At 48.6% G+C, this 22,846-nt stretch carries 23 protein-coding genes, 1 tRNA gene and 1 pseudogene; 10 read left to right on the top strand and 15 right to left on the bottom strand.

All coding sequences use genetic code 11. The features are described 5' to 3' along the window. The first annotated feature begins 7 nt into the window (after positions 1 to 7). Both hisN and BUC02_RS02015 read left to right on the top strand, forming a co-directional pair. Positions 8 to 817: a histidinol-phosphatase gene (gene hisN, locus BUC02_RS02020; protein ID WP_073317932.1), complete on the top strand. Its 810-nt coding sequence runs from the start codon at positions 8 to 10 to the stop codon at positions 815 to 817. 156 nt (positions 818 to 973) lie between these two features. After that, entirely contained in the window at positions 974 to 4,648 is a 3,675-nt protein-coding gene (locus tag BUC02_RS02015) for a FlgD immunoglobulin-like domain containing protein (RefSeq protein ID WP_073317929.1), read from the top strand. A gap of 90 nt (positions 4,649 to 4,738) precedes the next feature. Here the strand turns inward: BUC02_RS02015 and BUC02_RS02010 are convergent, their stop codons facing one another. Together BUC02_RS02010 and BUC02_RS02005 are read right to left on the bottom strand one after the other, a co-directional pair. Then, positions 4,739 to 7,291 carry an ATP-dependent Clp protease ATP-binding subunit gene (locus BUC02_RS02010; RefSeq protein WP_073317926.1) on the bottom strand — a complete coding sequence of 851 codons (2,553 nt, stop codon included), beginning with the start codon at positions 7,289 to 7,291 and terminating at the stop codon, positions 4,739 to 4,741. 359 nt (positions 7,292 to 7,650) lie between these two features. Further along, positions 7,651 to 8,223 carry a hypothetical protein gene (locus BUC02_RS02005; protein ID WP_073317923.1) on the bottom strand — a complete coding sequence of 191 codons (573 nt, stop codon included), beginning with the start codon at positions 8,221 to 8,223 and terminating at the stop codon, positions 7,651 to 7,653. A gap of 49 nt (positions 8,224 to 8,272) precedes the next feature. Here BUC02_RS02005 and BUC02_RS02000 point away from each other — a divergent pair, with 49 nt between their 5' ends. Next, on the top strand, positions 8,273 to 8,872 hold the full coding sequence (locus BUC02_RS02000) for a fibrobacter succinogenes major paralogous domain-containing protein (protein WP_073317919.1): 600 nt from the start codon (positions 8,273 to 8,275) through the stop codon (positions 8,870 to 8,872). On the opposite strand, the gene BUC02_RS01995 is transcribed toward BUC02_RS02000, so the two are convergent. From BUC02_RS01995 to BUC02_RS01975, 7 genes and pseudogenes are all read right to left on the bottom strand, one after another. After that, positions 8,873 to 9,175 (bottom strand): type II toxin-antitoxin system YafQ family toxin, encoded by a 303-nt coding sequence (locus BUC02_RS01995; protein ID WP_073317916.1) that lies wholly within the window; start codon positions 9,173 to 9,175, stop codon positions 8,873 to 8,875. It lies immediately after the preceding gene. Continuing rightward, complete coding sequence (locus tag BUC02_RS01990) at positions 9,172 to 9,447, bottom strand: type II toxin-antitoxin system RelB/DinJ family antitoxin (RefSeq protein ID WP_072977381.1); 276 nt, start codon at positions 9,445 to 9,447, stop codon at positions 9,172 to 9,174. The genes BUC02_RS01995 and BUC02_RS01990 overlap by 4 nt, the downstream gene beginning before the upstream one ends. Before the next feature lie 269 nt (positions 9,448 to 9,716). After that, positions 9,717 to 10,124 (bottom strand): annotated as a pseudogene (locus BUC02_RS01985) (PD-(D/E)XK nuclease family transposase); the annotation flags it as partial. A 30-nt stretch (positions 10,125 to 10,154) separates the two neighbouring features. Next, the gene (locus tag BUC02_RS16610; RefSeq protein WP_256375135.1) at positions 10,155 to 10,280 is read right to left on the bottom strand and encodes a hypothetical protein; all 126 of its coding nucleotides are present in this window, start codon (positions 10,278 to 10,280) and stop codon (positions 10,155 to 10,157) included. Positions 10,281 to 10,669: 389 nt separating this feature from the next. Continuing rightward, positions 10,670 to 10,774, bottom strand: coding sequence for an LEPR-XLL domain-containing protein (locus BUC02_RS15795; RefSeq protein WP_139260977.1), 105 nt, complete (start codon positions 10,772 to 10,774; stop codon positions 10,670 to 10,672). Positions 10,775 to 10,848: 74 nt separating this feature from the next. After that, on the bottom strand, positions 10,849 to 11,241 hold the full coding sequence (locus BUC02_RS01980) for a fibrobacter succinogenes major paralogous domain-containing protein (protein WP_139260975.1): 393 nt from the start codon (positions 11,239 to 11,241) through the stop codon (positions 10,849 to 10,851). A 45-nt stretch (positions 11,242 to 11,286) separates the two neighbouring features. Next, positions 11,287 to 12,000, bottom strand: coding sequence for a hypothetical protein (locus BUC02_RS01975; RefSeq protein WP_139260973.1), 714 nt, complete (start codon positions 11,998 to 12,000; stop codon positions 11,287 to 11,289). 277 nt (positions 12,001 to 12,277) lie between these two features. Between BUC02_RS01975 and BUC02_RS16710 the strand changes: the two genes are divergently transcribed. After that, a complete protein-coding gene (locus BUC02_RS16710; RefSeq protein ID WP_217653063.1) occupies positions 12,278 to 12,583 on the top strand; it encodes a type II toxin-antitoxin system RelE/ParE family toxin in 306 nt (101 codons plus the stop codon). A 3-nt stretch (positions 12,584 to 12,586) separates the two neighbouring features. Beyond that, positions 12,587 to 12,913: a helix-turn-helix domain-containing protein gene (locus BUC02_RS01965; protein ID WP_073317904.1), complete on the top strand. Its 327-nt coding sequence runs from the start codon at positions 12,587 to 12,589 to the stop codon at positions 12,911 to 12,913. A 377-nt stretch (positions 12,914 to 13,290) separates the two neighbouring features. On the opposite strand, the gene BUC02_RS01960 is transcribed toward BUC02_RS01965, so the two are convergent. Next, positions 13,291 to 13,364 (bottom strand) — tRNA-Pro (locus BUC02_RS01960). Positions 13,365 to 13,442: 78 nt separating this feature from the next. Beyond that, positions 13,443 to 13,913 carry a Smr/MutS family protein gene (locus tag BUC02_RS01955; protein ID WP_073317901.1) on the bottom strand — a complete coding sequence of 157 codons (471 nt, stop codon included), beginning with the start codon at positions 13,911 to 13,913 and terminating at the stop codon, positions 13,443 to 13,445. 257 nt (positions 13,914 to 14,170) lie between these two features. Here BUC02_RS01955 and BUC02_RS01950 point away from each other — a divergent pair, with 257 nt between their 5' ends. Continuing rightward, a complete protein-coding gene (locus BUC02_RS01950) occupies positions 14,171 to 14,902 on the top strand; it encodes a transporter substrate-binding domain-containing protein (RefSeq protein ID WP_170930572.1) in 732 nt (243 codons plus the stop codon). Here the strand turns inward: BUC02_RS01950 and BUC02_RS01945 are convergent. The 3 genes from BUC02_RS01945 to mraY are packed head-to-tail and all read right to left on the bottom strand — an operon-like array spanning position 14,899 to position 18,257. Then, positions 14,899 to 15,735 (bottom strand): LpxL/LpxP family acyltransferase, encoded by an 837-nt coding sequence (locus tag BUC02_RS01945; protein WP_073317895.1) that lies wholly within the window; start codon positions 15,733 to 15,735, stop codon positions 14,899 to 14,901. The two genes, BUC02_RS01950 and BUC02_RS01945, sit on opposite strands and share 4 nt — an antisense overlap. Before the next feature lie 33 nt (positions 15,736 to 15,768). Beyond that, positions 15,769 to 17,103, bottom strand: coding sequence for a UTP--glucose-1-phosphate uridylyltransferase (locus BUC02_RS01940; protein WP_073317892.1), 1,335 nt, complete (start codon positions 17,101 to 17,103; stop codon positions 15,769 to 15,771). A gap of 5 nt (positions 17,104 to 17,108) precedes the next feature. After that, positions 17,109 to 18,257 (bottom strand): phospho-N-acetylmuramoyl-pentapeptide-transferase, encoded by a 1,149-nt coding sequence (gene mraY / locus BUC02_RS01935; RefSeq protein WP_073317889.1) that lies wholly within the window; start codon positions 18,255 to 18,257, stop codon positions 17,109 to 17,111. Between the two features lie 139 nt (positions 18,258 to 18,396). Between mraY and BUC02_RS01930 the strand changes: the two genes are divergently transcribed. Both BUC02_RS01930 and BUC02_RS01925 read left to right on the top strand, forming a co-directional pair. After that, the gene (locus BUC02_RS01930; protein ID WP_073317886.1) at positions 18,397 to 18,885 is read left to right on the top strand and encodes a zinc ribbon domain-containing protein; all 489 of its coding nucleotides are present in this window, start codon (positions 18,397 to 18,399) and stop codon (positions 18,883 to 18,885) included. Positions 18,886 to 18,954: 69 nt separating this feature from the next. Further along, positions 18,955 to 19,581, top strand: coding sequence for a LysE family translocator (locus BUC02_RS01925; RefSeq protein WP_073317883.1), 627 nt, complete (start codon positions 18,955 to 18,957; stop codon positions 19,579 to 19,581). On the opposite strand, the gene BUC02_RS01920 is transcribed toward BUC02_RS01925, so the two are convergent. After that, complete coding sequence (locus tag BUC02_RS01920) at positions 19,578 to 20,537, bottom strand: DHH family phosphoesterase (protein ID WP_073317880.1); 960 nt, start codon at positions 20,535 to 20,537, stop codon at positions 19,578 to 19,580. The genes BUC02_RS01925 and BUC02_RS01920 overlap by 4 nt on opposite strands. A gap of 121 nt (positions 20,538 to 20,658) precedes the next feature. Between BUC02_RS01920 and BUC02_RS01915 the strand changes: the two genes are divergently transcribed. Together BUC02_RS01915 and BUC02_RS01910 are read left to right on the top strand one after the other, a co-directional pair. Next, positions 20,659 to 21,486 (top strand): HAD family hydrolase, encoded by an 828-nt coding sequence (locus BUC02_RS01915; RefSeq protein WP_073318899.1) that lies wholly within the window; start codon positions 20,659 to 20,661, stop codon positions 21,484 to 21,486. A 116-nt stretch (positions 21,487 to 21,602) separates the two neighbouring features. Beyond that, positions 21,603 to 22,844 carry an FIST signal transduction protein gene (locus BUC02_RS01910; protein ID WP_083564343.1) on the top strand — a complete coding sequence of 414 codons (1,242 nt, stop codon included), beginning with the start codon at positions 21,603 to 21,605 and terminating at the stop codon, positions 22,842 to 22,844. The last annotated feature ends 2 nt before the right edge of the window (positions 22,845 to 22,846 follow it).

Here is a 22,846-nt window from a genome sequence, read left to right as displayed (position 1 = left end):
AGGTGTTATGGCAGCGACAAGCGAAAATCTCGAACTGTTGAAAATCGCGCTCAAGGCCGCAGACCTCGCCCAAGAAAATATCATGAAGTATTTTCAGGCAAGTGTCGGCGTGGAATGGAAAAAGGACAATACGCCTGTTACCATCGCCGACAAGAGCACCGAAGAAATCGCCCGCAAGTTCTGGGAGAAGGAAACTCCGGGCTTCGGCGTGATTGGCGAAGAATTCGGTATCGAAAATCCCGATGCCGAATACCAGTGGGTCATTGACCCCATCGACGGCACCAAGGCGTTTATTCACGGCGTGCCGTTGTTCGGAACATTGATTGCGCTGTATCGCAAGGGCACGCCGCTTGCAAGCCTCATTCGCATTCCTGCGATGAACACGGCGGTCTGGGCGGTCAAAGAGGGCGGAGCCTTCTTAGACGGCAAGCCGGTGAATTGCTCCAAGGTGGCGACATTGTCTGAATCGCTGGTGCTTTCGGGCACGGTGAATACCATGGAAACCGCAGGTTACGGCGAAAAGTACGCGGCCGTGCGTCGCGCAGCCAAGCTGCACCGCGGCTGGGGTGACTGCTACGGCTACTACTTGGTGGCCGCCGGCCGTGCCGAATTGATGATTGACCCTGTGGTATCCCTTTGGGATATCGCCCCATATCCGCTCCTGTTCAAGGAGGTGGGCGGCAAGTTCAGCACCATCGACGGCAAAACCGAACTGTTTGACACAAGCGGCAAGCCGGTCGCACCGATTTACGAAGGCTACACGAGTATGGCCTCGAACGGACTGATTCATGACGAAGTTATTCGTTTCTTTGCGTAAACTCCAAGAAGTTTATTACAAAAAACTTATATAAGCTATTTTTCTTTAATTTAATCCTTTCAAATTTCGTACCAAATTAATATATTTGGTACGTTTTTAAATTTGTCCTAAATAATTTAGTTCAAATTTACAGTATAACATAAATCAGGAGAACAAATGAAACGAGTTTTTAGCTCTGTTTTTTTGGTATGTTCATGCATTTGGGCTCAAAGCGGCCTTACCGTTGAAGCCTTCGATGAACAATCTAATAATAATACACAACTTACGCTGCGCCTGCGCTTAAAAAATAATACTGCAGAAACGCTGAATAATATTCAGGCGAAGTACCTGATTGAAAGGGATGACTCTAGAACGCTTAATGTCTATCCCTACTATATGCCCAATGCGACATACACGCTGGACACCTTGAGCGATTATATCGTCGTTAACATAAATGTAGACGCGGTCGCTTCCGGTTTTTATCCCAACGAAAGCGGAATCAGCCTGGGTATGGTCTATTCCGATGGTGAGGACTTCTATAAGGATTCTGACTATAGTTACCCGGGAAAAGGCAATTTCAAAGCCGCTCCTAATATCGTTGTGATGCAAAATGGTGCATGGCTGACGGGCGAACTTCCGTCTTCGATGGCTGCTGCAAAACTGCGTTTCAAGGCTATTCAGCCTGAAAATTCCGACACCCGTTCGGCATGGGTTGAAATTGAAAACTATGGCAAAGAATCTGTGAATCTGTCTCGATTCGTCCTTAAGAATTCAGAAAGCCATAGCGCCTCTATTGGTGATTTCACCTTGAAGCATGGCGAAAAACTTCGTGTTTGCCAGGACGTTACACTCGAATGTCCTGCAGATGATTTTAGCACGGTTGTTCAGAACCTTACTTTTGGCAATGTGGGAGAAATCAAACTTGCTCTCGGTTCAAAAACTGTTGATTATGTGGCTTGGGGCAAGCAGGGTACTATGGGTGATTCTGAGCCGTTGCCGACGATTGTTCCGGATGTAAACGGCATGTATGAATCTTACTATGTTGGAGCGTTTTTCCGTTATATTGATAATATAGGTTGGAAAATTTTTCGCGCTAATGAAATCGAAAGCGGTGATAATAGTTTGCCCATTGCTCGTGATTATAATATGCCCGATGGGATTGTCGTTTTCTTAAACGCAAATCAAAAACCTCGTTTTTCTTGGGTAAATGTTGAAGGTGCGGAATCATATATTTTGAATGTGTATTCACCTGAAGATAAGTCTCTGATCTATCAGAAACAAACTAATCTTAATTATGCTGAAGTTGATTTGCCTAGTGGTGAATATCTTTGGAATGTGATTTCTGTTAGTGATCGATACGGCATGTCTGTATATGAAATATCTTTTGAAGATGAGAAAACACTTTTGCGTTGTATTTTTAAAAGAGATGAGGAATCTATATTACAAAATATGGTCTATCTCAATGCTCCGATTTTTGGTGCAAGAAAGGATACCCGAATGCTGGCAACAAATTGGGGCAATAAAGCGGCCGCTAACAGATGGAATGAAATTCATAAACTCACAGACCCAATAAATGAAGAAGAGGAATGGCGTTGTTGGGCGGTTGCGTTTAATGTTCTAAACAAACATTATAATGGAAATCTTACCCAAGATGAAATCAAAATTCTTGGTATGAAAGAGTCTCTTAAAAATTATTATCCTTTCACAAAGAAAAATGGTGAATTTGCTCCTTTGATGTATTTCCCGTTGGGAGTATTGGGCGGAGCGGGTGATGAGGTAATACCTGTTTTGTATTCTGAAATATTTAAGATGAATGATGTAAAATTGAATTATTTGAAAAGTGGCGTTATGCCGAAACATTCAGTATATAAAGACGTCATGAAATCGGATGCCGAAAATGAAATTAATGTCACGACATTTAGAAAGCGTCTTGAAGCCAAGAGACCTATTTTGGTTATCACGACTAATTCTAACGGGTCGGGACATATCATGATTATCGACGGATATGCTACGTCTGGCGATGATTTCTGCTATTCTGATGATAAAAGCACTTGCGTTGTAAGAAAGGGGGATCCAGTATTCCATTTTATCAACACCGATAATAATGGATCTCATTATTGGGCGAGTGCAAATTCTTATCGATATAAAGCTTATTATGTTATGGAAAAACCCAGCTTTGTGCTTAATAGAGACCCTCTTTTGAATAATGAAAATAATGATGCCGACAACGATGGTGTCATTGCGTACGATGAAGTAAAACGCTTCAAAACCGATCCTGATAAGTGGGACCATGATGAAGATGGAATTTCTGATTTTAATGAAATTTATGCAATGGTAGATAGATGTACCAATTTGAAGGTGGATCTTGTTGATGAAAATGGAGAAAAGACTGGCGAAAAGGTAGAAGTAGGTTGTACTAACTTTGAATACTATGATTCCGATGGTGATGGTGAACCGACTTATCGCGATCCGGATTCTGATAATGGTGGCGTAAAGGATGGCGCCGAAGATCTCAATGGTAATGGCAAACTTGATCCGGGTGAAACCGATCCTTACCTAAAATCGGATGACAAGAAAATAGAAATTGTCCAAAAATCATATGATCTTCCGGATGGTATTACTATTTTCGGAAGAGAAAGAGTAGCCCTTAACGATGGTGTTGTCTGCTATAATTCCACTAAAACTGATGGGGATTATTGTGATATTGTTAGTTCTTCTCGGGACTCAAAAAGTACAATTATACTTGGCGTATGGGCAAAGGTTCGTAACATTTATACTCGCGGAGGAATGTGGCTTCGTGTTAAATCGGTTGTTGATGGGTTTGTTGCCCCGTACACGCTTCCGTCGTTAAAGCATCCGATTAAAAAAGATATTGATGTGACTATTCGTGGAAAATCGGATGCCCTCAATACCGTAGCCTTCCCCTATTCAGATGAATTTGATACATGGACACTTGACGAGGAACCGAAACTTGAACATGTTGTCAAGGATGGCGAAGTGTTTGAATGGAAGGAGAGCGACAAGTATAAGACGCTTAAAGTAGAAGCTGGTGGTAAACTGGTTCTCAATCCGGGAACGTTTATTGCCAAGGAACTGATTTTGGATAGAAAATCAGCTGTTGAGTTTACAAAACCAGGCGAAGCGACTCAGGTTGTTGCTATGGATTTTCTGAATTGGCGAACCGAAATTATTAACGAGGATCTGCCTTTGGTTGCTCGTGGATTCAAGCTGATTACCTATATGCAGAGCGAGCGTCTGTATACACTCGGCATTAATTGGGCTGGAACATTGTATGCTCCTAAATCATATGTTGTATTCGGACAGGCCTCTAACAAACTGATGTATGGTCGATTCTATGCTGATATCGCAATTGTTCACCAGAGAACCAGTGTTGTCAGAGTGGATTACGATCCGATTGTTCCGGAAGTGGTTCCCGAAGAAGATGAAGAGGAAGAAGAACAGGAACCTGTTGAAGGTGTGGGCCAGGAACCGGTTGTTGCCGAAGATGATCAGGAACCCACTGATGACGACCCCTCTGAAAATGAAGGCGATGCTTTTGCTAAACGTCATTACGGTGACGATATGGTGCAGGAAAGTGTGGTTAGCCCACTTGCTGCAGAATTGAAGGGCTTCAGCAGAAATGGTATTGTGTTCGAGACAAAGTCGGCAGGAATCGTTAAAATCAGCGTCATGTCTGCTAACGGCATTATGGTGAAGAGCTTTTCTGCGGGTAATCTCGAAGCAGGAACGCATTCTGTCGCTTGGAATTCCGACAACGTACCTTCGGGTCGTTACCTCGTAACGCTTTCCCAGAACGGGAAGGTGAGTGGCAAGTTTGTTTCGTTGAAATAAATAGAGCCATCTAAAAAGCAAAAAAAAGAACCCGCTCCAGTTGATCACTGGGGCGGGTCTTTTTGTTAGGAGGAGGGATGATTGGAGAAATTACTTCACCGTGAACGCATTCCCGTCGTAGTCGATGACCACAGGCTTTGCCGCACTCACGGTACCGGCGAGAATTGCGTGGCTCAGCGGGCGTTCCACGTTCCTTTCCAGGTAACGCTGGATCGGCCGCGCGCCGAATTCCGGCTGGTAGGCACCGTCGGCAATGGCATCGAGCGCCTTGTCGGTCAGGGTCAGTTGCAAATCCTGACGGGCGGCGCGTTCGGCGAGTCCCTTGAATTTGAGCCTTACGATGTCCCTGATTTGCGGCTTTGTGAGGCTCTGGAATACCAGCACTTCATCCAGACGGTTCAGGAATTCCGGCCTGAAGAAGCTGCGGAGCTCCGGCTCGATTTCCTTCAGGGTCACGGGCTTTGCATCACCCGCGCGGTTCTGGAAGTGAGCGGCACCCAGGTTCGACGTCATGAGAATCAAGGTGTTCTTGAAGTTCACGGTACGGCCCTTGCCATCGGTCAGACGACCGTCGTCAAGCACCTGCAACAGCGTGTTGAACACGTCGGGGTGAGCCTTCTCGATTTCGTCGAGCAGAATCACGCAGTACGGATGCGTACGCACGGCTTCGGTCAGCTGGCCGCCTTCTTCGTAGCCCACGTATCCCGGAGGCGCACCGATCAAGCGGCTGACGCTGTGCTTTTCCATGTATTCGCTCATGTCGATACGCACCAGCGCGTTCTCGTCGTCGAACAGTTCCACGGCAAGCGCCTTCGCAAGTTCCGTCTTGCCCACACCCGTCGGGCCCAGGAACAAGAAGCTGCCAATCGGCGCATTCTCGCGGCTTAAACCACTACGGTTACGCAAGATTGCTTCGGAAACCGCTTCCACGGCCTCGTCCTGACCAATCACGCGGGCATGCAAGCGTTCATCGAGGTGCAACAACTTGGCCTTCTCGCCTTCGCAAAGCTTGGTCACCGGAATTCCGGTCCAGCGGCTCACCACAAGGGCGATGGTTTCTTCGGTCACCTCTTCGCTCAAGTCGCCGTCGCCGGCGGACTTCTTGATTTCTTCCGTCTTCGCGGCGATTTCCTTTTCAAGGTTCACAATCTTGTTGTACTTGAGTTCGGCAGCGCGGTTCAAGTCGTAGCGGGCTTCAGCCTGCTCCATCTCGTCCTTCGCCTGCTGCAAGGATTTCTTGAGGCCCTGCAATTCGGCGTTTTTCGCGCGCCTCTCCTGCCAACGGTCCTGCATCAGCTTGACTGCAGCATCTGTCGTCGCGAGTTCTTCGCGCAACTCTTTCAGGCGCTTCACGCTGGTGTCGTCGGTTTCCTTCGCCAAGGCCTGCTCCTCGATTTTCATCTGGAGTTCCTTACGCTGCAAGGTGTCCAAGGCTTCCGGCACGGTGTCCATCTGCGTCTTCACAAGGCTTGCGGCTTCATCAATCAGGTCAATGGCCTTGTCCGGCAAGAAACGGTCGCTGATGTAGCGGTTCGAAAGTTTCACCGCCGCCACAAGCGCGTTGTCGTGCAGACGCACGCCGTGGTGCGCGTCAAAGCCATCCTTGATGCCACGCAGAATTGAAATCGATTCTTCTTCGCTGGGTTCGTCAACCTGCACGGGCTGGAAACGGCGTTCCAAGGCGGAATCCTTCTCGATGTACTTGCGGTATTCCTGCGTAGTCGTTGCACCGATGCAATGCAGTTCACCACGGGCGAGTTTCGGCTTGAGCATGTTGCCCAAGTCCATGGAGCCTTCGGTCTTGCCCGCACCCACGATGGTGTGGATTTCATCGATGAACAGCAGCGTGTTGCCGTCTTCTTCAAGGGCGTCGAGCACGGCTTTCAAACGTTCCTCGAAATCGCCACGGTATTTTGCACCCGCCATCAAGGCAGACAAATCGAGCGCAAACAACTTCTTGCCCTTCAAAGCGTCAGGCACGTCGCCGCGGTAAATACGCTCGGCAAGGCCTTCCACAATGGCGGTCTTACCCACGCCCGGTTCACCGACCAGGCACGGGTTGTTTTTCGTCTTACGGCTCAAAATCAAGATGACGCGGCGAATCTCTTCTTCACGGCCAATCACCGGCGAAAGCTTTCCGTCGGCAGCCATTTCCACAAGTTCACGGCCGTAGAGTTTCAGCGGGGACTGTTCCTCGGCATTCGCGGCACCCGCAAACGGATCCGACAGCCACGTTTCCACGACCTCCACGCTGCCCAGCGCATCTTCAAAAACCTTCGCAAGGCCGCGGTCGCCCGAGAACTTCATGAGGGCCACGAGCATATCGCCCGGGGTCACCATACGGTTCACCTGACGCGCTGCCTGCACAGACGCACGCAAAATGCGGTTCAAGTCGTTGTCGGGTTCCACGTCGGGGTTCACACCCTCCATGCGCGGAATCTTCTGCACAAACGGCTCCAGCTTACCGCGGAGCTCATTCGTCTTCGCGCCCTTCGACTTGTAGAGTTTCTTCAAGGTGGCATCAGGGCCTTCGACAAGCCCCACCGCCAAATGCGCCGCACCCAGATAGGAATGCGAGCAACGGTCGCGCAGGCTCTGCGCCTTCGCCAACACCTTTTCTGCATCGTTATTAAAATCGGACATTTTTTCCTCTCTTTTTTTACCGCTTTCTAGATGCAAAACCCGTGCCAACGCCCTGAAAAAAGAAAATTTGGCCGTTTTGGGGCTTTTTTTGTCTAAAAATGGGTCTTTTACAACAATTCCATTGCGGGCTGTTTAATAAAAAAATGCCATTTTTTCAAAAAATTACGCCTTTTTGACTCATTTTGAGACTGAAACGGGGCCTGGGGTGTTGTAAAACACAACAACGCTTTGTGTCTTGCCACTATACCTTTTGCCCCCGTACGAATCTATCTTATAGGTACGAAACCAAACATCCCAAACACCAACTACGGCATCCCTTGGGGGGGATGCCGTTAGTTTTTTATATAGTTTTTTTCAAATTATTTCGAAAGGCACTGCGCCGATTTAAGTATAATATCGATTTCCAGCTTTTTCTGGTCCTCGAAGGCGGTCTTCATCAGGTCGCGCACGCTGTAATCCTTTTTGATCGATTTCAGCACGCATTCGCAGGTGGCCTTGTCCACGTCGCCGGCCTTAAGGCATTCTTTTACGAAGGCGTTGTCCGTTTCGGCGGGGTAGTTCTGGGGAATGCAGGGCTCGATAAAGTCGAATCCCCATTTCTCGAAATCGATGTTGTCACCGTTGATCGAGCTCATAATCTGGTTGATGAACTTGCCGTCTTTAACAAGGCGGTTGTAGGCGCAATTACAGGTCTTGTCGGCCTGGCTTGCACCGAGCCATTCCATGGATTGCACCGTGCAAGACTGTACAAAGTTGTCCTTGAAAAGCGGAGTTTGTAGTAGAGTCTTGAAAATCAGCATTTCTTCTTGCGAAATTGCGGGAGCCTGGGTGCTAGCCTGTGCGGGAGCCTGGGTTTTTGCGGTCGAATCGTTGGCGGCAAAGCAGAACGCTGTGGCGCACACGAAAATGGCGAGTGTTTTAGAAAAGGACATAAGACTCCGTTTTTTTTTCAGAAAATAGAAAATTAGTTATTTTTGGGCCATGAAGTTTTGGCTTGCCTTATTTGTAAGTTTGCTTGTAGCCTATGCCTCGGCGGCACCTAAATCCAAAAAGAAAAACGAGTTCAAGGACCCGCGCGACAAGCAGACGTACCGCACGGTGAAAATTGCCGGCCTCGAATGGCTGGGCGACAACCTGAATTACAAAACCGAGGGCAGTTTCTGCTACAAGGACGAAGATGACCAGTGCATGGTTTTCGGTAGGCTCTACACCTGGGACGCGGCCAAAAAGGCATGCCCCGCCGGATTCCGCTTGCCCACGCATGCCGATTTTGAAAGCCTCTGGACTGCGGCGGGCGCCGACTTTAACGCGGGCTACTTGATCAAGGCCGATTACGGCTGGTCGGGCGACACCAACGGCAACGACACTCTCAAGTTCTCGGCGATGCCCGCCGGCAACCGTTTTGACGACGAAACCTACGGCAACACCGCCAAGTTCGCCTTCTTCTGGAGCGCTGACGATTCCTCCGAAGGCGTTGCTCCCGGCTCTGCCCGCGTGTGGTACCTCACCAGCAAGTCCATGGCGTTCGGCTACATGTCCAAACCCAAGAACTTCGGATTCTCGGTCAGGTGCGTGAGGTGATTATTTCCCGAATAAATCGGCGTGAGAGCCGGTGTCTACAAGTTCTAGAATAAGAATGTTTTCTTCGATCTTGTAGATTAGCAAAAGATCGGGAAGAATGTGGCATTCCCTATGGCCGTTCCATTTTCCGACTAAAGCATGGTCTTTAAATCGAGCTTCAAGAGTTTCCCCTTTTTGCAGAGAATTGACAACATTGCTAATCTTTGTGACGTTGTCTATGTTTCTTTTGGCAATTTGTTTAAGGTGCTTCTTGAAGCGGCTTGTAATCCGTAAATTATACTTGAATCCGTCTTTAGAACTCATTTTTTTATGTCCAGTTCCTCAAGCAGTTCATCGAACGAAGCATAAGTTTTTGCATTAGGATCGTGGGCGAGTTCTTCGCCTTCCTTGATGGCTTCGAGGAGTTCTTTGGACGGAGGTCTTGTAACGGCAAAAGGCAGGCCGTGGTGCAAAATGGCTTGCTTCAGGAAAACCGTAAACGCTTGGGAAAGCGTCAAACCCAAGTCGTTGAATAGTTCGGTTGCCTGAGCCTTGAGCTCTTTGTCGATTCGTATGTTTGTTACCACGGTACTCATACCTCTAAATATACAACAATTAGTTGCGTTTGTAAAGTGTCTGTGGTGTAAATGTTGTAAAGTGGGTGGTCTTGTCATTTTTCGCAATTTCCTTAATTCTTGCCCAAAGATAAAACAAGAAACGTCTAATGCGTGCAATCAATTGATTGCAAAATTGCGATTATTTTTAGGAGGGGGAGGCATCCCCCTAACTCTAGCCACGGCTCAGCCTGCTCCGCACGCCATATATGGAATCGGCGGCCTTTCGACCGCCACGTTTGTTTAAAGATTTACTTCAAGTTGCGAATTTTAGCTTCCGGAAGTCCCGTATAAGAAACAATCTTTTGAAGAGGCTCTTTATTTTCAAGCATTTTCTTCGCAATATCCATTTTCGTCGAATACTCGGCTACAGCCCGGTCGAAATCGCTCATGTCTACAGTCATAAGATACCTCGAACTGAAATTACATAATTTCACCTCGTTTTGCAAGAGCTTGAACACGGGATCGTTCGCAAATTCACTGAAATCGGCTTCGCGATTCAACGTGTCGATGGCGCGGAGCCACTGAGCCAAGCGGCAGTTGTCGCCGACATAGTCCTTCGCGTTCTTGAGAAACTTCGCCACTTCAACCAACGTCACTGTCTGGCGGTCAAAGTAAACCTCCTGTTCCTGATTTTTCAGCTGCACCGTATGGCGATAATTCGGCGATTTCGTGAACGCGTCAAAGAACTATCCGTCGTTGTAGAAATACACGTTCCTGTGTTCGTATTGTTTGACAAATGCGTCAATGTCTTGCCCGTTATCGTTTGCGTTCCTGAGTTTGCCGAGAAATTGAGCAAATTCATTTCTTTCCATTATTTTTTCCTAAACCGGGGAACAGCCCCCGAAAAGCGAATAGAGAGTTGTCCCTATCTTTATATATACACGCTTTTTTAGGCAAAATTGAGACTGAATTCCATGTAAAAAGATGTTTTCACGTTTCCAACGGGCGCTCAGTCGCCCCGCAACGCCCCGGCTTCAAAATGCCCACGGCTCCAGAAATGTGCTCGTCTCACTCACATGGATTCGGCCTTCGGCCTCTAATGTTAGCTCAACGACACATTTTCTTCCGCCTTAGTCTGAATATATTCGTCAGACGAATCTCTAGTCTGTAACGTTTCTACATAGGAATTCTTCCATTCAGCAGAAGCAACCGTTGTCAAATCATTACTAAAGTTAGTTGACGCAATATCAAGTTCATGATTCTAACCATCCATAGACGCATCCATCATCAAGCGAGGTTCAAGAGACTCGATCTTGTAATTTTTGCGATTGTTTTTCTTAGACATCTTGTTGTTCTTCTTGGACATATATAACTCCCATAGGGCTTTTCCCCAAAGCCCTTATTTTTTGTTAAACTTTTTGATAAATAATTAGTAAAGGATTAATAATCCTTTACGCAACGAATATAAGCATGGTTTTGTTTTCCGAGAACATGTTGTTCACCGTAATACACATATTTTTCACCAACATTTATATAAAATACGGCATCAAATTCACGCTCTGTGGGGAAAAAAAAGCTTGCGTGCCCCCAATTCAGTTCATACGCTCTCATTTTGAAAAGAACCGACAAACCAAGCAAATTAGCGCCAGCCATATCCAGCGGAGCCCAGTTCACTTTCGAGGCAAGACTAAGCCCCCCTCTAGACGTAAAATTTTTCCACTCATAACCGTTCATAATATGCCAACCTTCTGGGCAAATTCCCTGATGTATGCGGGTGTAGCCACCAACGGTATCTTTCCAAAGAACGGAATCATATTTGGCAGGCAACCCCATTGCCTCGCTCCAGGCATATTGACCACCCCAGCCATTATTACAAAACTATTCATCATTTAAATCACAGTATTTTTCCACCTTGTTGTCATCGCGTACAAGGACACTAGTATCTATCATCACTCCGTAATTCAAATTTTGTGCAAAGGCCTCAATCACAACACCGTCAACAATATTACCATCATCATCATGCTTATGAAGAATTAAAGTTTTATACTTTTGATGGTCACGGGGATCTTCAAACTCTCCATATTTTGTATACTTTGTATCAAAAAGGCTATCCATATTGGGGTAGACCTTGGGTAAATCAACATAGACAATTGTATCTACAACCCAGTCGTTATTTTCACAACGATAATATTTTATTCCCCAATCCTTTACAACCGTATCCCGATCACCTTCGTTACAAAAAAGATACTCAGAACTACTCGACTCAACCACACTCGAACTACTATTCTTGCCGCTTACGGAACTAGAGGATTTCTCTTCAATCGAGGAAGAAGACTTATCCTTGCCGGAACTCTTTTGAGAAGACGAGGATTGGAGATCCCCGCTCGAGGCGGGGATGACAGAAGACGAAGAATCGTCGCCCGGTTCCGGCGAAACAGAAGAAGAGGATTCATCGCCACATGCTGCAAGCAGGGCTAGGAGAATGGACAGAGCCAATAACATGCGAAGCGAATGCCGCGGCAGGCTGCTTGCAGACTGACATGGCTGAGCTGATGCTGTTATGCGCTTGCGCAATGCGTTAAAAATCTTCACAGAAGACCTCCGGTTATAAAAATCCCACCAAACTTTCATTTTGGGGCAAATATAAATAATCAAATTTATACTTTCTGCAATTCGCGACCGATTTTATGGATTTCGGTGCAATTTATTTCTTTTTGTAAAAAGAAATAAATTTTTCGTGAAATCGGTATTCAAACGTCCCAAAACAGCGTGTATAGTAATAGAGGGTATAAAAATTCACCTTAACCCTTGATATTATGTCAAATCTGATATATATTTTATGAGCCCGAGTCATAAACCATTGGATTGACTGCATGAACAGCCGCAGACACCACCGTTATCTCAAAAAGCGAGGATAGAAACCGGATATCTGTTACGATTACTGCAATCGGGAATGAATCTGTCGCTTCCACAGAGTCGCCCGATGCCGTCGATTGGAGCGCATTGTCATGAACTTCGCATTCGAGATGAAAATAAGATATGGAGATTTTTTTATCGGATTGATGCGGACGCTATAGTCGTGATTCTATGGACTGAAAAGAAAACGAACAAGACGCCTGATGAAATTCTTGAGTTGTGTCGTCAACGATTGAAAACTTATGATGCGGAGGATTAGTTTATGGATAAGTTGAAAAAAGAAAAATTGCAGAAGAAAGGATGGAAAGTCGGGGATGTGGATGAGTTTTTGGAGTTGAGTCCTGCTGAAATGGTAATTGTCGAAATGAAGGTTGCCTTGGCGAAGGCGTTGGTTGCCAAGCGGAAGTCTCTTGGTGAAACTCAGGTTACTGCGGCTGTCATTGCCAAAACAAGCCAGTCTCGTTATGCCAAAGTGGAACATGCGGACTCCAGCGTTTCTCTAGAACTGATGATCAAGATGTTCTTTGCGTTAGGTGCGACCAAAAAGGAATTGCTGAAGACACTTTCGGCGAAGTCGGAAGCGGAATAGCGAGATTAGACAAAGCCTTCACTTCGTTTCAGGCTTTGCCCTTCGGGTTTTGGCTTGCGCCAAAATCTCTAACTTGCCCGATATTCGCTTTGCTCATGGGGCAAGTTAGTCGAACTCACGACTTCGTCGCTCGTTCTCAATCCCGCCAAATCCATATAAGACAAAAAAGACACCCTAGAAGGTGTCTTTTTGTCTTATCGGAATAGCGAGATCGACGCCTTCGGCGTCCGCGGCATCGGCTCGGTCATGACAGCCCGCGAGCGGTCTGTCGCGACGCTCGCCTCGCACGCTTTCGAACTCACTTCGTGAGTTCTCATCTCGCGCTAGTTGCAATAAAAAAACGAAAGGACACCCAAATGGTGTCCTTTTCGTTTTTATCGGAATAGCGAGATTCGAACTCACGACCTCTTGCTCCCGAAGCAAGCGCTCTACCAGGCTGAGCTATATTCCGGTTCGGTGGTCCAATAATAGAAAAAAACTTGAAGAATTTAAAGGGGAAAGGCGCAAAAAAATGAAAAAAGTCGAATTTTTATTTCTTGGCGGGCTTTCTGGTGGTTTTTGCCTGGGCGGGGCGCGGTTTTCCGAGGATCATGATGCTTGAACCGGCGTTGTCGGGCTCGACTTTGTACAGCTGGATGCGGTTGCTCCATTCGGAACGCACCTTGCGGTCGATGATTCGCTTCACGTTGCCGTAGCTGGGGTTTCCGCCGCCGTGGATGACCCTGAGAATCTTGAGGCCTGCTATCATCAGGTCATCGATGCGCCGTTCCACGGCTTCTGCCGCCTCGTCGGAGGTCATGCCGTGGAGGTCGATTTCGTCTTCGGGCACGGGGAGTTCCCAGGCGGCCGGGTTACGGCGCATCTTGCGCCCGCGCGGGGACCGCGCGGGGCGTGCGGCGGCTTGCTCTTCGGCTTCTTTCCGCGCCTGCTCGTCCTTGTCTTCCATGTGGTGGTTGTTGATCCACTGCAGCTGGAATTCTTCTTCTTCGTTTAGCGCCATGATTCTCTCTTTTTGCGGTAAAAATAGATTTTTTTGCCGAAAATGCTGTTTTTGAATCCGTTTTTGCCTTCTAATAGTCAACTATTACAATTTTTTCCATTGAATTTGGACTCTATTTTCTTATATTGTAATAAAAAGTTGAGATTTTTGTAAAAATGAGCCGCTTCTGGAAAATAGCTACTTTTCTCCTGTTTTTGTTGCTTGTGGGTTGCAGTAAAACTGAAATTCCCGAAAACAGGGTGTTTTCTATTGACGACTTGGCGAACAAAAAAGTAGGAGTTCTTGTCGGCACGACCGGCGAAATATACGCTGCCGATTATGGTACAGATTCGACCCGACTCCATGCAGAAAAGTTTGAAACGCTCGCTCAGGCAGTAAATGCCCTGCTCGAAGGCAAAATCGACGCCGTGCTCACAGACGATGCTCCCGCCAAGGTGTTTGTACGCAAAAATCCCTCGCTGCGAATCTTGAACGAAACCTTCAAAGAAGAATCGTATGCAGGCATTGTTGCAAAAGAAAATATAGGCCTGTTGGATTCCGTGAATATCGCCTTGATCCAGATGCGGGCCATGGGCGTTTACGATTCCATTTTCGACAGTTATATCGGGGGGCAGACCAAATACCATGTCTCTCAAGATTCCGCTGTTGGCCCTGTTCTCAGGGTAGCGACCAATGCCGAATTCCCGCCGTTTGAATTCCGTTGCAAAAAACGCGGAATCGTTGGTATCGATATTGAAATCGCCCGCTATGTGGCCAATTACCTGGGGCGCAATCTCGAAATCATCGATATGGATTTTGATGATATTATAGATTCTGTTCGTGCCGGGGCTGCTGACCTCGGACTTGCCGCCTTGTCGGTGACCGAAGAACGCAGCCATATCATTAACTTTACGGATCACTATGCCACGTCCAAAATCGTGGTTGTGGTGCGTAGTGGAGAACAGGAATCGACCTTCCAGCGTATCAAGGATTCGCTGTTGGGGGGCTAGACCCTAAAGTTTCCGTGGTAGTTCCAGCTCCACTGTTCAGGGTGTTCTGATATCCACGTCTCCGTTTCCTTTGCAATGTCTTTGACGAACTTTTCGGGGTCGTATTTGGGCGGATAGACGCTTTCAAAACGGATGACGATTTGTCGCTTTGTGTTGGTCCACGTGCGGAACGTGACGACGGATGCTCCCATCTGGTTCACTTTTTGCGGGAGACGTAAGTAGAGCGTGCTCGCTTTCCCGAAAAGCTGGACTTCGTTGCCTTTGGTATTCTTTCCTTGGTCGAATACCATCGCAAGAATCCCCTTGGTCTTGAACAGGTCGCGGATCAGCTTGCCGGTTTCTTCGGGGTGGTATTCGGTCAGGTGCGGGTCGCTGCGGAGTTCTTTGAGTACTTCGCGGAATGCGTCGTTACCCACGGAATCGGTAATCAGGTGCACGTGCTCGCTGTAGCGGCAAAGGGCGCGGTGCAAAAGCTCGAATGCACCCTGGTGAATGCTGATGCCGGCAACTGGACCATGCTTTACCGCTTCACGGATGATTTCTTCGTTTTCGTAAACGATTCGATTTTCGACACTTTTAAAGCGGGCGAGTCCGCGGTAAGAATCGAGTGCGTTCCAGAAAATGCCTCTGAACATGTCGCGAGCGCTTACGTTTGTTTTCAAATAGGCCTTCGCGTTTTCGAGGTGCATTACCGTGCGGCCGTAAGCGCGCTTGGTATGCAACGCCTTGTAAATCGGAAAAGCGAGCGTGAATAGTACAGCGTAGAATGCGTTTGGAAGGCGGAGCAGAAAGTGGAACGTCGCTTTGTACAGAACGAACCTGAAATTCTTCATTGATCCTTCCTACTTCCAACCGTCTACTGGCTACTATTCATCGAATTCCAGAATGTTTCTTCCGAGTTCGCGTTCGAACACGCGGCGGCTGAGTCCTTCGCCAGCGTAGCTGAGCGTGGGCGACACTTCGTAGAGCTTGTTCGGCTTGACTTCGACATGAGCCTTGCGGAGCCATTCGCGGTGGAGTCTGCCAATCATTTCGCGTGCAGTCTTCGGACTGTCGTTTCCTTCGGCGTTCTTCACTGGGCTGAATTCTTCTTCGCGCACCACGCCAAACGGCATCATCGTGCCCAGCTGCGGGAATGCATCGAACAGGAACTGTTCGAACTTCCAGCATTTTTCGATACCGCAAACGGTCTTGCGGGCCGTATGCCACGGGAGCTTGCTCGTCTGCAACTTACGCAAGCCTTCGGTTTTGAACAAGTGAATGGCGATATTTCCGCCGTCAAAGGTCAGGCTTCCGTCGGCGTTAGTCATGTCGCGGTAGTTCTCGGGCAGGTCGCTGTATTCCACAACGCCGGGCTTGTTGTTTTGCAAGGCAAAAATGCCCACCTTTTCGTTGGGCCCTGCCTTGTGCACCACCTTGGAGGCCGACATGCTGCGGCCTTCGCTTGCGAGTGCCCCGATAAAAGCCGGGTCGCAAATGCGGCAAAGCGCGTTGTCGACGCTGTAAAGGAATACGTAGCGAACGCCTTTTTCAATCAACCAGGCGAGAGTTCCGCTTTGGGCGAGTGCCCTAAAGCACCCGCCATTGCCATCGGGCACCAGGGCCAAACGGTTGTTCTCGTCGACGACGGCTTTTCCGTTCGGGTCAAGCGCGCAAATCGTACCTTGTTCAAAGAAACGGATGTTTTCGCGGGCGTAACCGAAAAAGTTGTGCTCGGTAAAGAAGTTGACGGTCGCTTCGTGATTCAGCGGGCTCGTCATGATGCACCAGGGAATCGCGTGGCCCACTTGTGCGGCCAAGTTCTGCAAGCGTTCTGCCTGCAGCTGGAACAAGCTCTTGTGGCTCGGGAGGCCGATATCGAACATTCCCTTCGGACCATCGAAACCGAGGCGGGAACCTTGACCGCCAGCGACCAGAAATGCGGCCACCTGACCCTTGCCGAGAAGAATTTCGCCAGTCTCTTTCCAGAAGTCGTAGCGCAAGTCGTCGGTTGCAATCTTGAATGGCATCGGCTTCAGATCGCCCGACACGTTGTCATCGAGCGAGGCACTGGATTTTTCGGTGTAAAGAGCCTTCAGTTCTTCCCAGTCCTGGCTTGCGATGTCGTGCTCCAAGTTCTTGCGGGCATCGCCATTCAAAGATTCAAGCTTGGCGACCAGCTCTTGCTGACCCGCCGCATTCAAAGTTTCGATAATGTCCATATATTCTACCTAATGCCGAAGAAAATCACCATGCTTACGATGAGCGCGAAAATGCTGATGAGGTGCATGCGCCACACGATCTTGGAATTCATGAGCGGCTTGCTCGGGAAACGGCCTTCCCACTTCTTTTGGTAGTGGTGGTGGAGAGGCGCGCAAAGGAAGATGCGCTTGCCTTCGCCGGTGGTTTTCTTGGTGAACTTGAACCAGCTAATCTGGAGCAACACGGAGCATGCTTCGGCAATGATGATGATGCAGACGATGGGGAGGAAAAGCCCTGCCTGCACTAGAATGAACATAATACCGATAGCGGCTCCAAAGCCTACGGAGCCGGCGTCACCCATGTAGATTTCGGCCGGAGGGCTGTTGAACCACAAGTAGGCAAGGAGTGCGCCTGCAATCGACATGGCGAGCGGGAATAGTTCGTCGCAGCCGGGCAGGTACGGAACGCTCAGGTACTGGCTAAAGATAAAGTTGCCGCTCACGTAAGCCACGAGGCCCACAAACACCATGCTCGAAAGAATCGGCACGGAGACAAGGCTGTCGAGACCGTCGGTAAAATTGGTCCCGTTGGCTGAGGCGGCGATTACAAAGGTCATGAAACCCACGAAAACCCAATTGGGCAGGTGAATCTGGAACACATCGATGGGGCAGAAGGGTATCGTCAGGTCGGCCTTGAGTTCGGGGATGAACTTGTAGCAGAAAATGGCAACGACCAGGCTAAACAAGAAATAGAGGAAAAGTCTAAGGCTGCTGGAAATACCGTCGGCCTTGTCCATGTAGTCGGCGGCCTTGAGCTTGCCAAGCTTGATCAGGCGCTTGGCCTTGACTTTTGCGATGTCATCGATGGCGCCCACGGCAGAAAACGCGGCAAGCACAATCAGGGTCGAAATGGTATAGCCGTTCATCTTGCATACCAGGAGCGACACGATTTCTACCACAATGACAAGGAGAAGTCCGCCCATAATCGGGGGAGACTTGGATTTGCCGTCTTTATCGAAGTCAGAAGTTGCATCAAGGCTCTGGAGCTTTCGAATGTAGATCGGCATGAAGGTCATGACGAGGATGATAGAGAGCATGGCTGCTGTACCAGCGCGGAACAGACGGCCATCAAAAAGATCGATATTCGTTAAATGATAAAGCCACTGACAAAGCATATAAAAATCGTAATTCGGAATTCAGAATTCGGAATTGTTGGTTGGTTGTTAAACTTTTTCTCTTAAAAAATAATTTTTTGTTTGTTTTTTGGCTTTAGCCAGGTACACGAATGCGCCCGCATTTTCTAAATTAGGGAACATGAGCGAATTTCATATCGACTGCCCGCATTGCGGTACATCTTTCGACGCCCAGATTCAAGGTGATGGCGCCAACATGATGGTGTTTTGCTGCGCCCGCTGCAAGACTCCCTTGATGTATTACCATGGCGAAGTCGCAGAACTGGATCGCGACGAATTTGCCGGACTCCGCAAGAAACTCAGCCGCGCAATCGACGCCGTTGTCAGCAACGGCGGTGCCATGGGTGCTGTCGCCGAAGCCCTCAAGAAGATGGTGGATGCCTCCGAAGCCTTGGCCGAAGAACGTACCGAAAAGGGCGAAAACTTGCCAAGCCCGCGCGAAGGATCCGCTCCTTCGGAATTCGAAAATGTGGCCGAAAAAATCGCTGGCGCCATGGCATCTAACGATGCTGAAAAGGTGCAACCGGCGGTTATTTCGGACGATGTTCTTGCCGATTTGCAAAAAGACCTCGACGAACTCGATGTCGACAGCTTCTTGGATAAGCTATAGAATTAAACCTTCTACAGCCAACTTCCTACTGTCTACTTCCTACTTCCTACTTCCTACCGTCTACTAATCATGCTTGATTTTTTCATCGCAGCGCTTGTCGTGGGGATTGCCCCCGGGCCAGATAATTTATTCGTACTTGCCCAAAGTGCTGCCCACGGCGCCCGAGCCGGTTTTTGCGTGATTTTGGGGCTTTGCACGGGAATCATGGTGCAGACGGGGCTGCTGGTCGCGGGGGTTTCGGCGCTGGTTGCCGCAAGCCCGACGGCGTTCTTTGTGATGCAATGTCTCGGTGCTGCATACCTGCTGTATTTGGCGTACCGGAGTTTTCAAGTTCGCGCCGGAAACGTGGCTATAGATGATGAAAATCATAAGCCCAGCGATGTCGGCCATCCTTCTGCCCGCAAGCTTTATCTTCGCGGCATCATCATGAACCTTTCGAATCCGAAGGTGATTCTCTTTTTGCTGTCGTTTATTCCGCCGGCCGTGCGCCTGGACCGTCCGATTCACCCGAGTTTGCAAATGGCAATCTTTGGTGCCGAATTTATCTTGGCGACCTTCATTGTGTTTGGCTCCATCGCGTTACTTGCGGGCGCTGTTAAGAAGTTCCTGCTGAATAGCCCGAAAGCGAACCGCAACCTCAACTGGTTCAGCGGCTGCGTGTTTGTACTCTTGGCCGTGGCGCTGTTCTTGGTTTAAAGCTGTTTTTCTATCAACTTCAGGATTTTTTCAATCGCGACTTCGGGGGCGTCATTTGTATCGCCGCCGGCGGCACGGGTGTGGCCGCCTCCGCCGAATTCTTTTGCGATGGCGTTTACATCGACTACATAGTTGCTGCGCAGGCTGATTTTGTACTTCCCGTTTACGGGATACAAAAGCAAGGCCACTTCGGTGCCGCCGACTTCGCGGATGGTGTCGATGGTGGTGGAAAGTTCCACGGGCGTGACACCGAAACGTTCCATGTCTTCGGGCGTAATGTAGCTGTAGACGACCTTGCCGCCTAAACCAAGCTTGCTCTGCTGCATGGCATAGCCCGTAATGAGCGTCTGCTTGTAGGTGCGGGTGTAGTAAGTCTCATTCACGATTTTTGCGAAGTCGACGCCAGCTTCAATCAAGTCACCCACCACCTGCATGGTGCGCTTGCCGGTGCAGCTGTACTTGAAGGCTCCCGTATCGTGTACAATGCCGAGGTAAAGGGAACTGGCGGTGTCGCGGCTGATTTTAGCCTTGTCGAGGTTTACGTATAGAACCTCGCTTGCAGAACTTGCTTCGGGCTCCACGAGGTTCAGGGTGCAAAGGTTCAGCGGGTTGCTAATATGGTGGTCGATGTTGATGTTTTTCTTGGCTGACTTGATGCATTCGGCGCCGTTCGCGCCCACGCGTTCAAAGCTCGGGGTGTCCATGAGGAATGCCAGGTCGTAGGGCTTGCCGCTGTTACACTCGGCCGTCCATGTGGAGCGGGCATCGCTTGCCCCGCGCAAAATCTTGTAGCTGTCGGGGAATTCTTCAAGGAACAAGTCCGCCTGAATGGTGGGGTAGTTATCCTTGATGTAGTTGTAGATGCCGGTGGTAGAACCCACGCAATCGCCGTCCGGGCGCACGTGTCCGAAAATGGCTACGGAACTTGCTTCGCTTAAAAAATCATCGATTCTCATACTGGTGAATATAGAAAAAGAGCTTAGAACTTAGAGCTTAGAACAATCCTTTCTTCTCTAGGCTCTACCAATGGTTGTCCCGAATTCTGAAATCCGAATTCTGAATTACTATATTCTACGCATGAAACTTCTTTTCACCGACCTTGACGGTACGCTCCTGACCGACGACAAGCAGATTCTCGATGTGGACATGAAGGCCATCGAAGAAATGCTTGCACGCGGGCACAAGCTGGTGCTCTGCACCGGGCGTCCGCTGACCAGCGCAAAGCAATTGGCGCAAAAGTACGGCTTCGACAAGCCGGGCTTTTTCCTGGTGAGTTTCAACGGCGGCCTCATTTATGACTACGCCACCGAACAGTCCATTTTGACGCGCTACATTCCGGTAGAATCGGTCAAATTCATTATGGATGCGGCCCACAAGGCGGGCATGCACGCGCACACGTACTCGGGCGATCTGGTAGTTTCGGAATACGAAACCGAACAGCTCAAGACGTATTGCCGGCTGATGAAGATGGACTACGTGGTTGTCAAGGATATTCGCGACTACTACGGTGATTTTATCAATGTGGTGGTAAAGCCTCCCATCAAGGTGAATATCATTTCGCCGTTTAATCACGATAGCCTGCTCGATTTTCGCGCCGAGATGCGCAAGACCACGGCGGGCAAGCTCTTTGACGTGTTCAGCAAGCCCGAAATGCTCGAATTTTCGCACATGCAGTCCAACAAGGGCGATGCCGTGCGCTTTATGGCCGATTTTTACAAGGTCCCGCTTTCGGATACCATCGCCGTGGGCGACGAAGAAAACGACTGCCCCATGATCGAGGCCGCAGGTGTAGGAATTGCCATGGCGAACGCTTCCGATGTGGCTAAATCGGTGGCCGACTATGTCACAAAAGCGGACAACAACCACGGCGGAATTGCCGAAATTATCCAAAAATTCGTGATTTAGTCACTTTTACCACAAATATTCCGATTTGGAATAAATAGGGTAACTTTTTTCGAACGTAATGCACTTCTTTGTAGTATCTTCTATATTGATACATATTATAGGGATATCTCAGAGACATGAAACAATTCCAGTTCGATTACCACAGTATCACTACGTTAAAACGCGACCTTGACAAGATTAGTCTCTGGTGTAAATCACGAGTGTTTTCTCATGTGGTATTCCAGATTTATTCGAACTCCATGGATCGTGGGCAGATAGACCTGGTTTGTGACGTCATTTCGCAGAATTTTCCAGATTCCATTTACATGGGTTGTTCCACGGCTGGCAACATTGTGGATGGGCATATATCAAATGCCGAAATTTCCGTTGTCTGTACGATTTTTGAATACCCTACGACTCAGCTAAAATTGCTGCAGTATACGATGGATGCGGACAATGCCGTTGATGTGGTTGGCAGTATTAAAGAAGAAATCAAGGCGAATCCGTGGGTGAAGGCGGTTGAACTGCAGCTGACGACTCTTGGTGTTTCTATGACACCGTTTTGCGATGCGTTCAAGGATGTGGACCCCTCGATTGCGATTTTTGGCGGTGGTGCCATTAATCCGAACTTGACAAGTACGGAAACATGCGTGTTTTCGAATGTGGGCGGGTATTCAGGAAAGGGAGTCCTAGTCCTTTTGATGGGGGGCGAAGACTTCTTTGTCTATACCACCCATGTGATTGGCTGGAAACCCCTTGGCCGTGAATTTGTGGTGACAAAAGCGAAGGGGCCGGTGCTGTATGAACTGAATGGCGAGCCCGCTTATGAAATCTATCACCGCTATTTGAATATTCAGAATGACGAACACTTCATTTACAACACGCTGGAATTCCCGTTGTTCTACAAGCGCAATGGAATTGACATCATGCGTGCTCCGGTAGCCTGTAACGAAGATGGTTCCGTAGTCATGTCGTCGGATATCGAAGAAGGCGTGAAGGTGCGCCTTGCTTATGGCGACCCGTGGACAATTCTTGCAAGTGTCCGAAAAGACGGCCGTAATATAGGGGTGTTTAGCCCTGAAATAATCAAGGCGTTTTCTTGTGTAGTACGTCGAATCTTTTGGGGCAAAGAAGAAATCAGTAGTGAAACGCTCCCGCTGCAGAGCATTGCGTTTACTTCGGGTTTTTATTCCTCTAGCGAATTCTTGCGCACGGGCTGTTGCGTGAACCAGCACAATGCGACTCTTGTGATTGCAGGAATGCGCGAAGGCAAGGGCGGGGAACGTTATGATTTCGAAATGCCCGAGGAGACTTTTTCGGGCAAGGTTTCCATGATTAACCGTCTGGCGACTTTTATCGATGTGACGGCACAGGAATAAGC

Origin of the sequence: Fibrobacter sp. UWOV1 (assembly GCF_900142495.1) — a bacterium.
Taxonomy (GTDB): Bacteria; Fibrobacterota; Fibrobacteria; order Fibrobacterales; family Fibrobacteraceae; genus Fibrobacter.
This window is presented reverse-complemented; position numbering and strand designations above follow the sequence as displayed.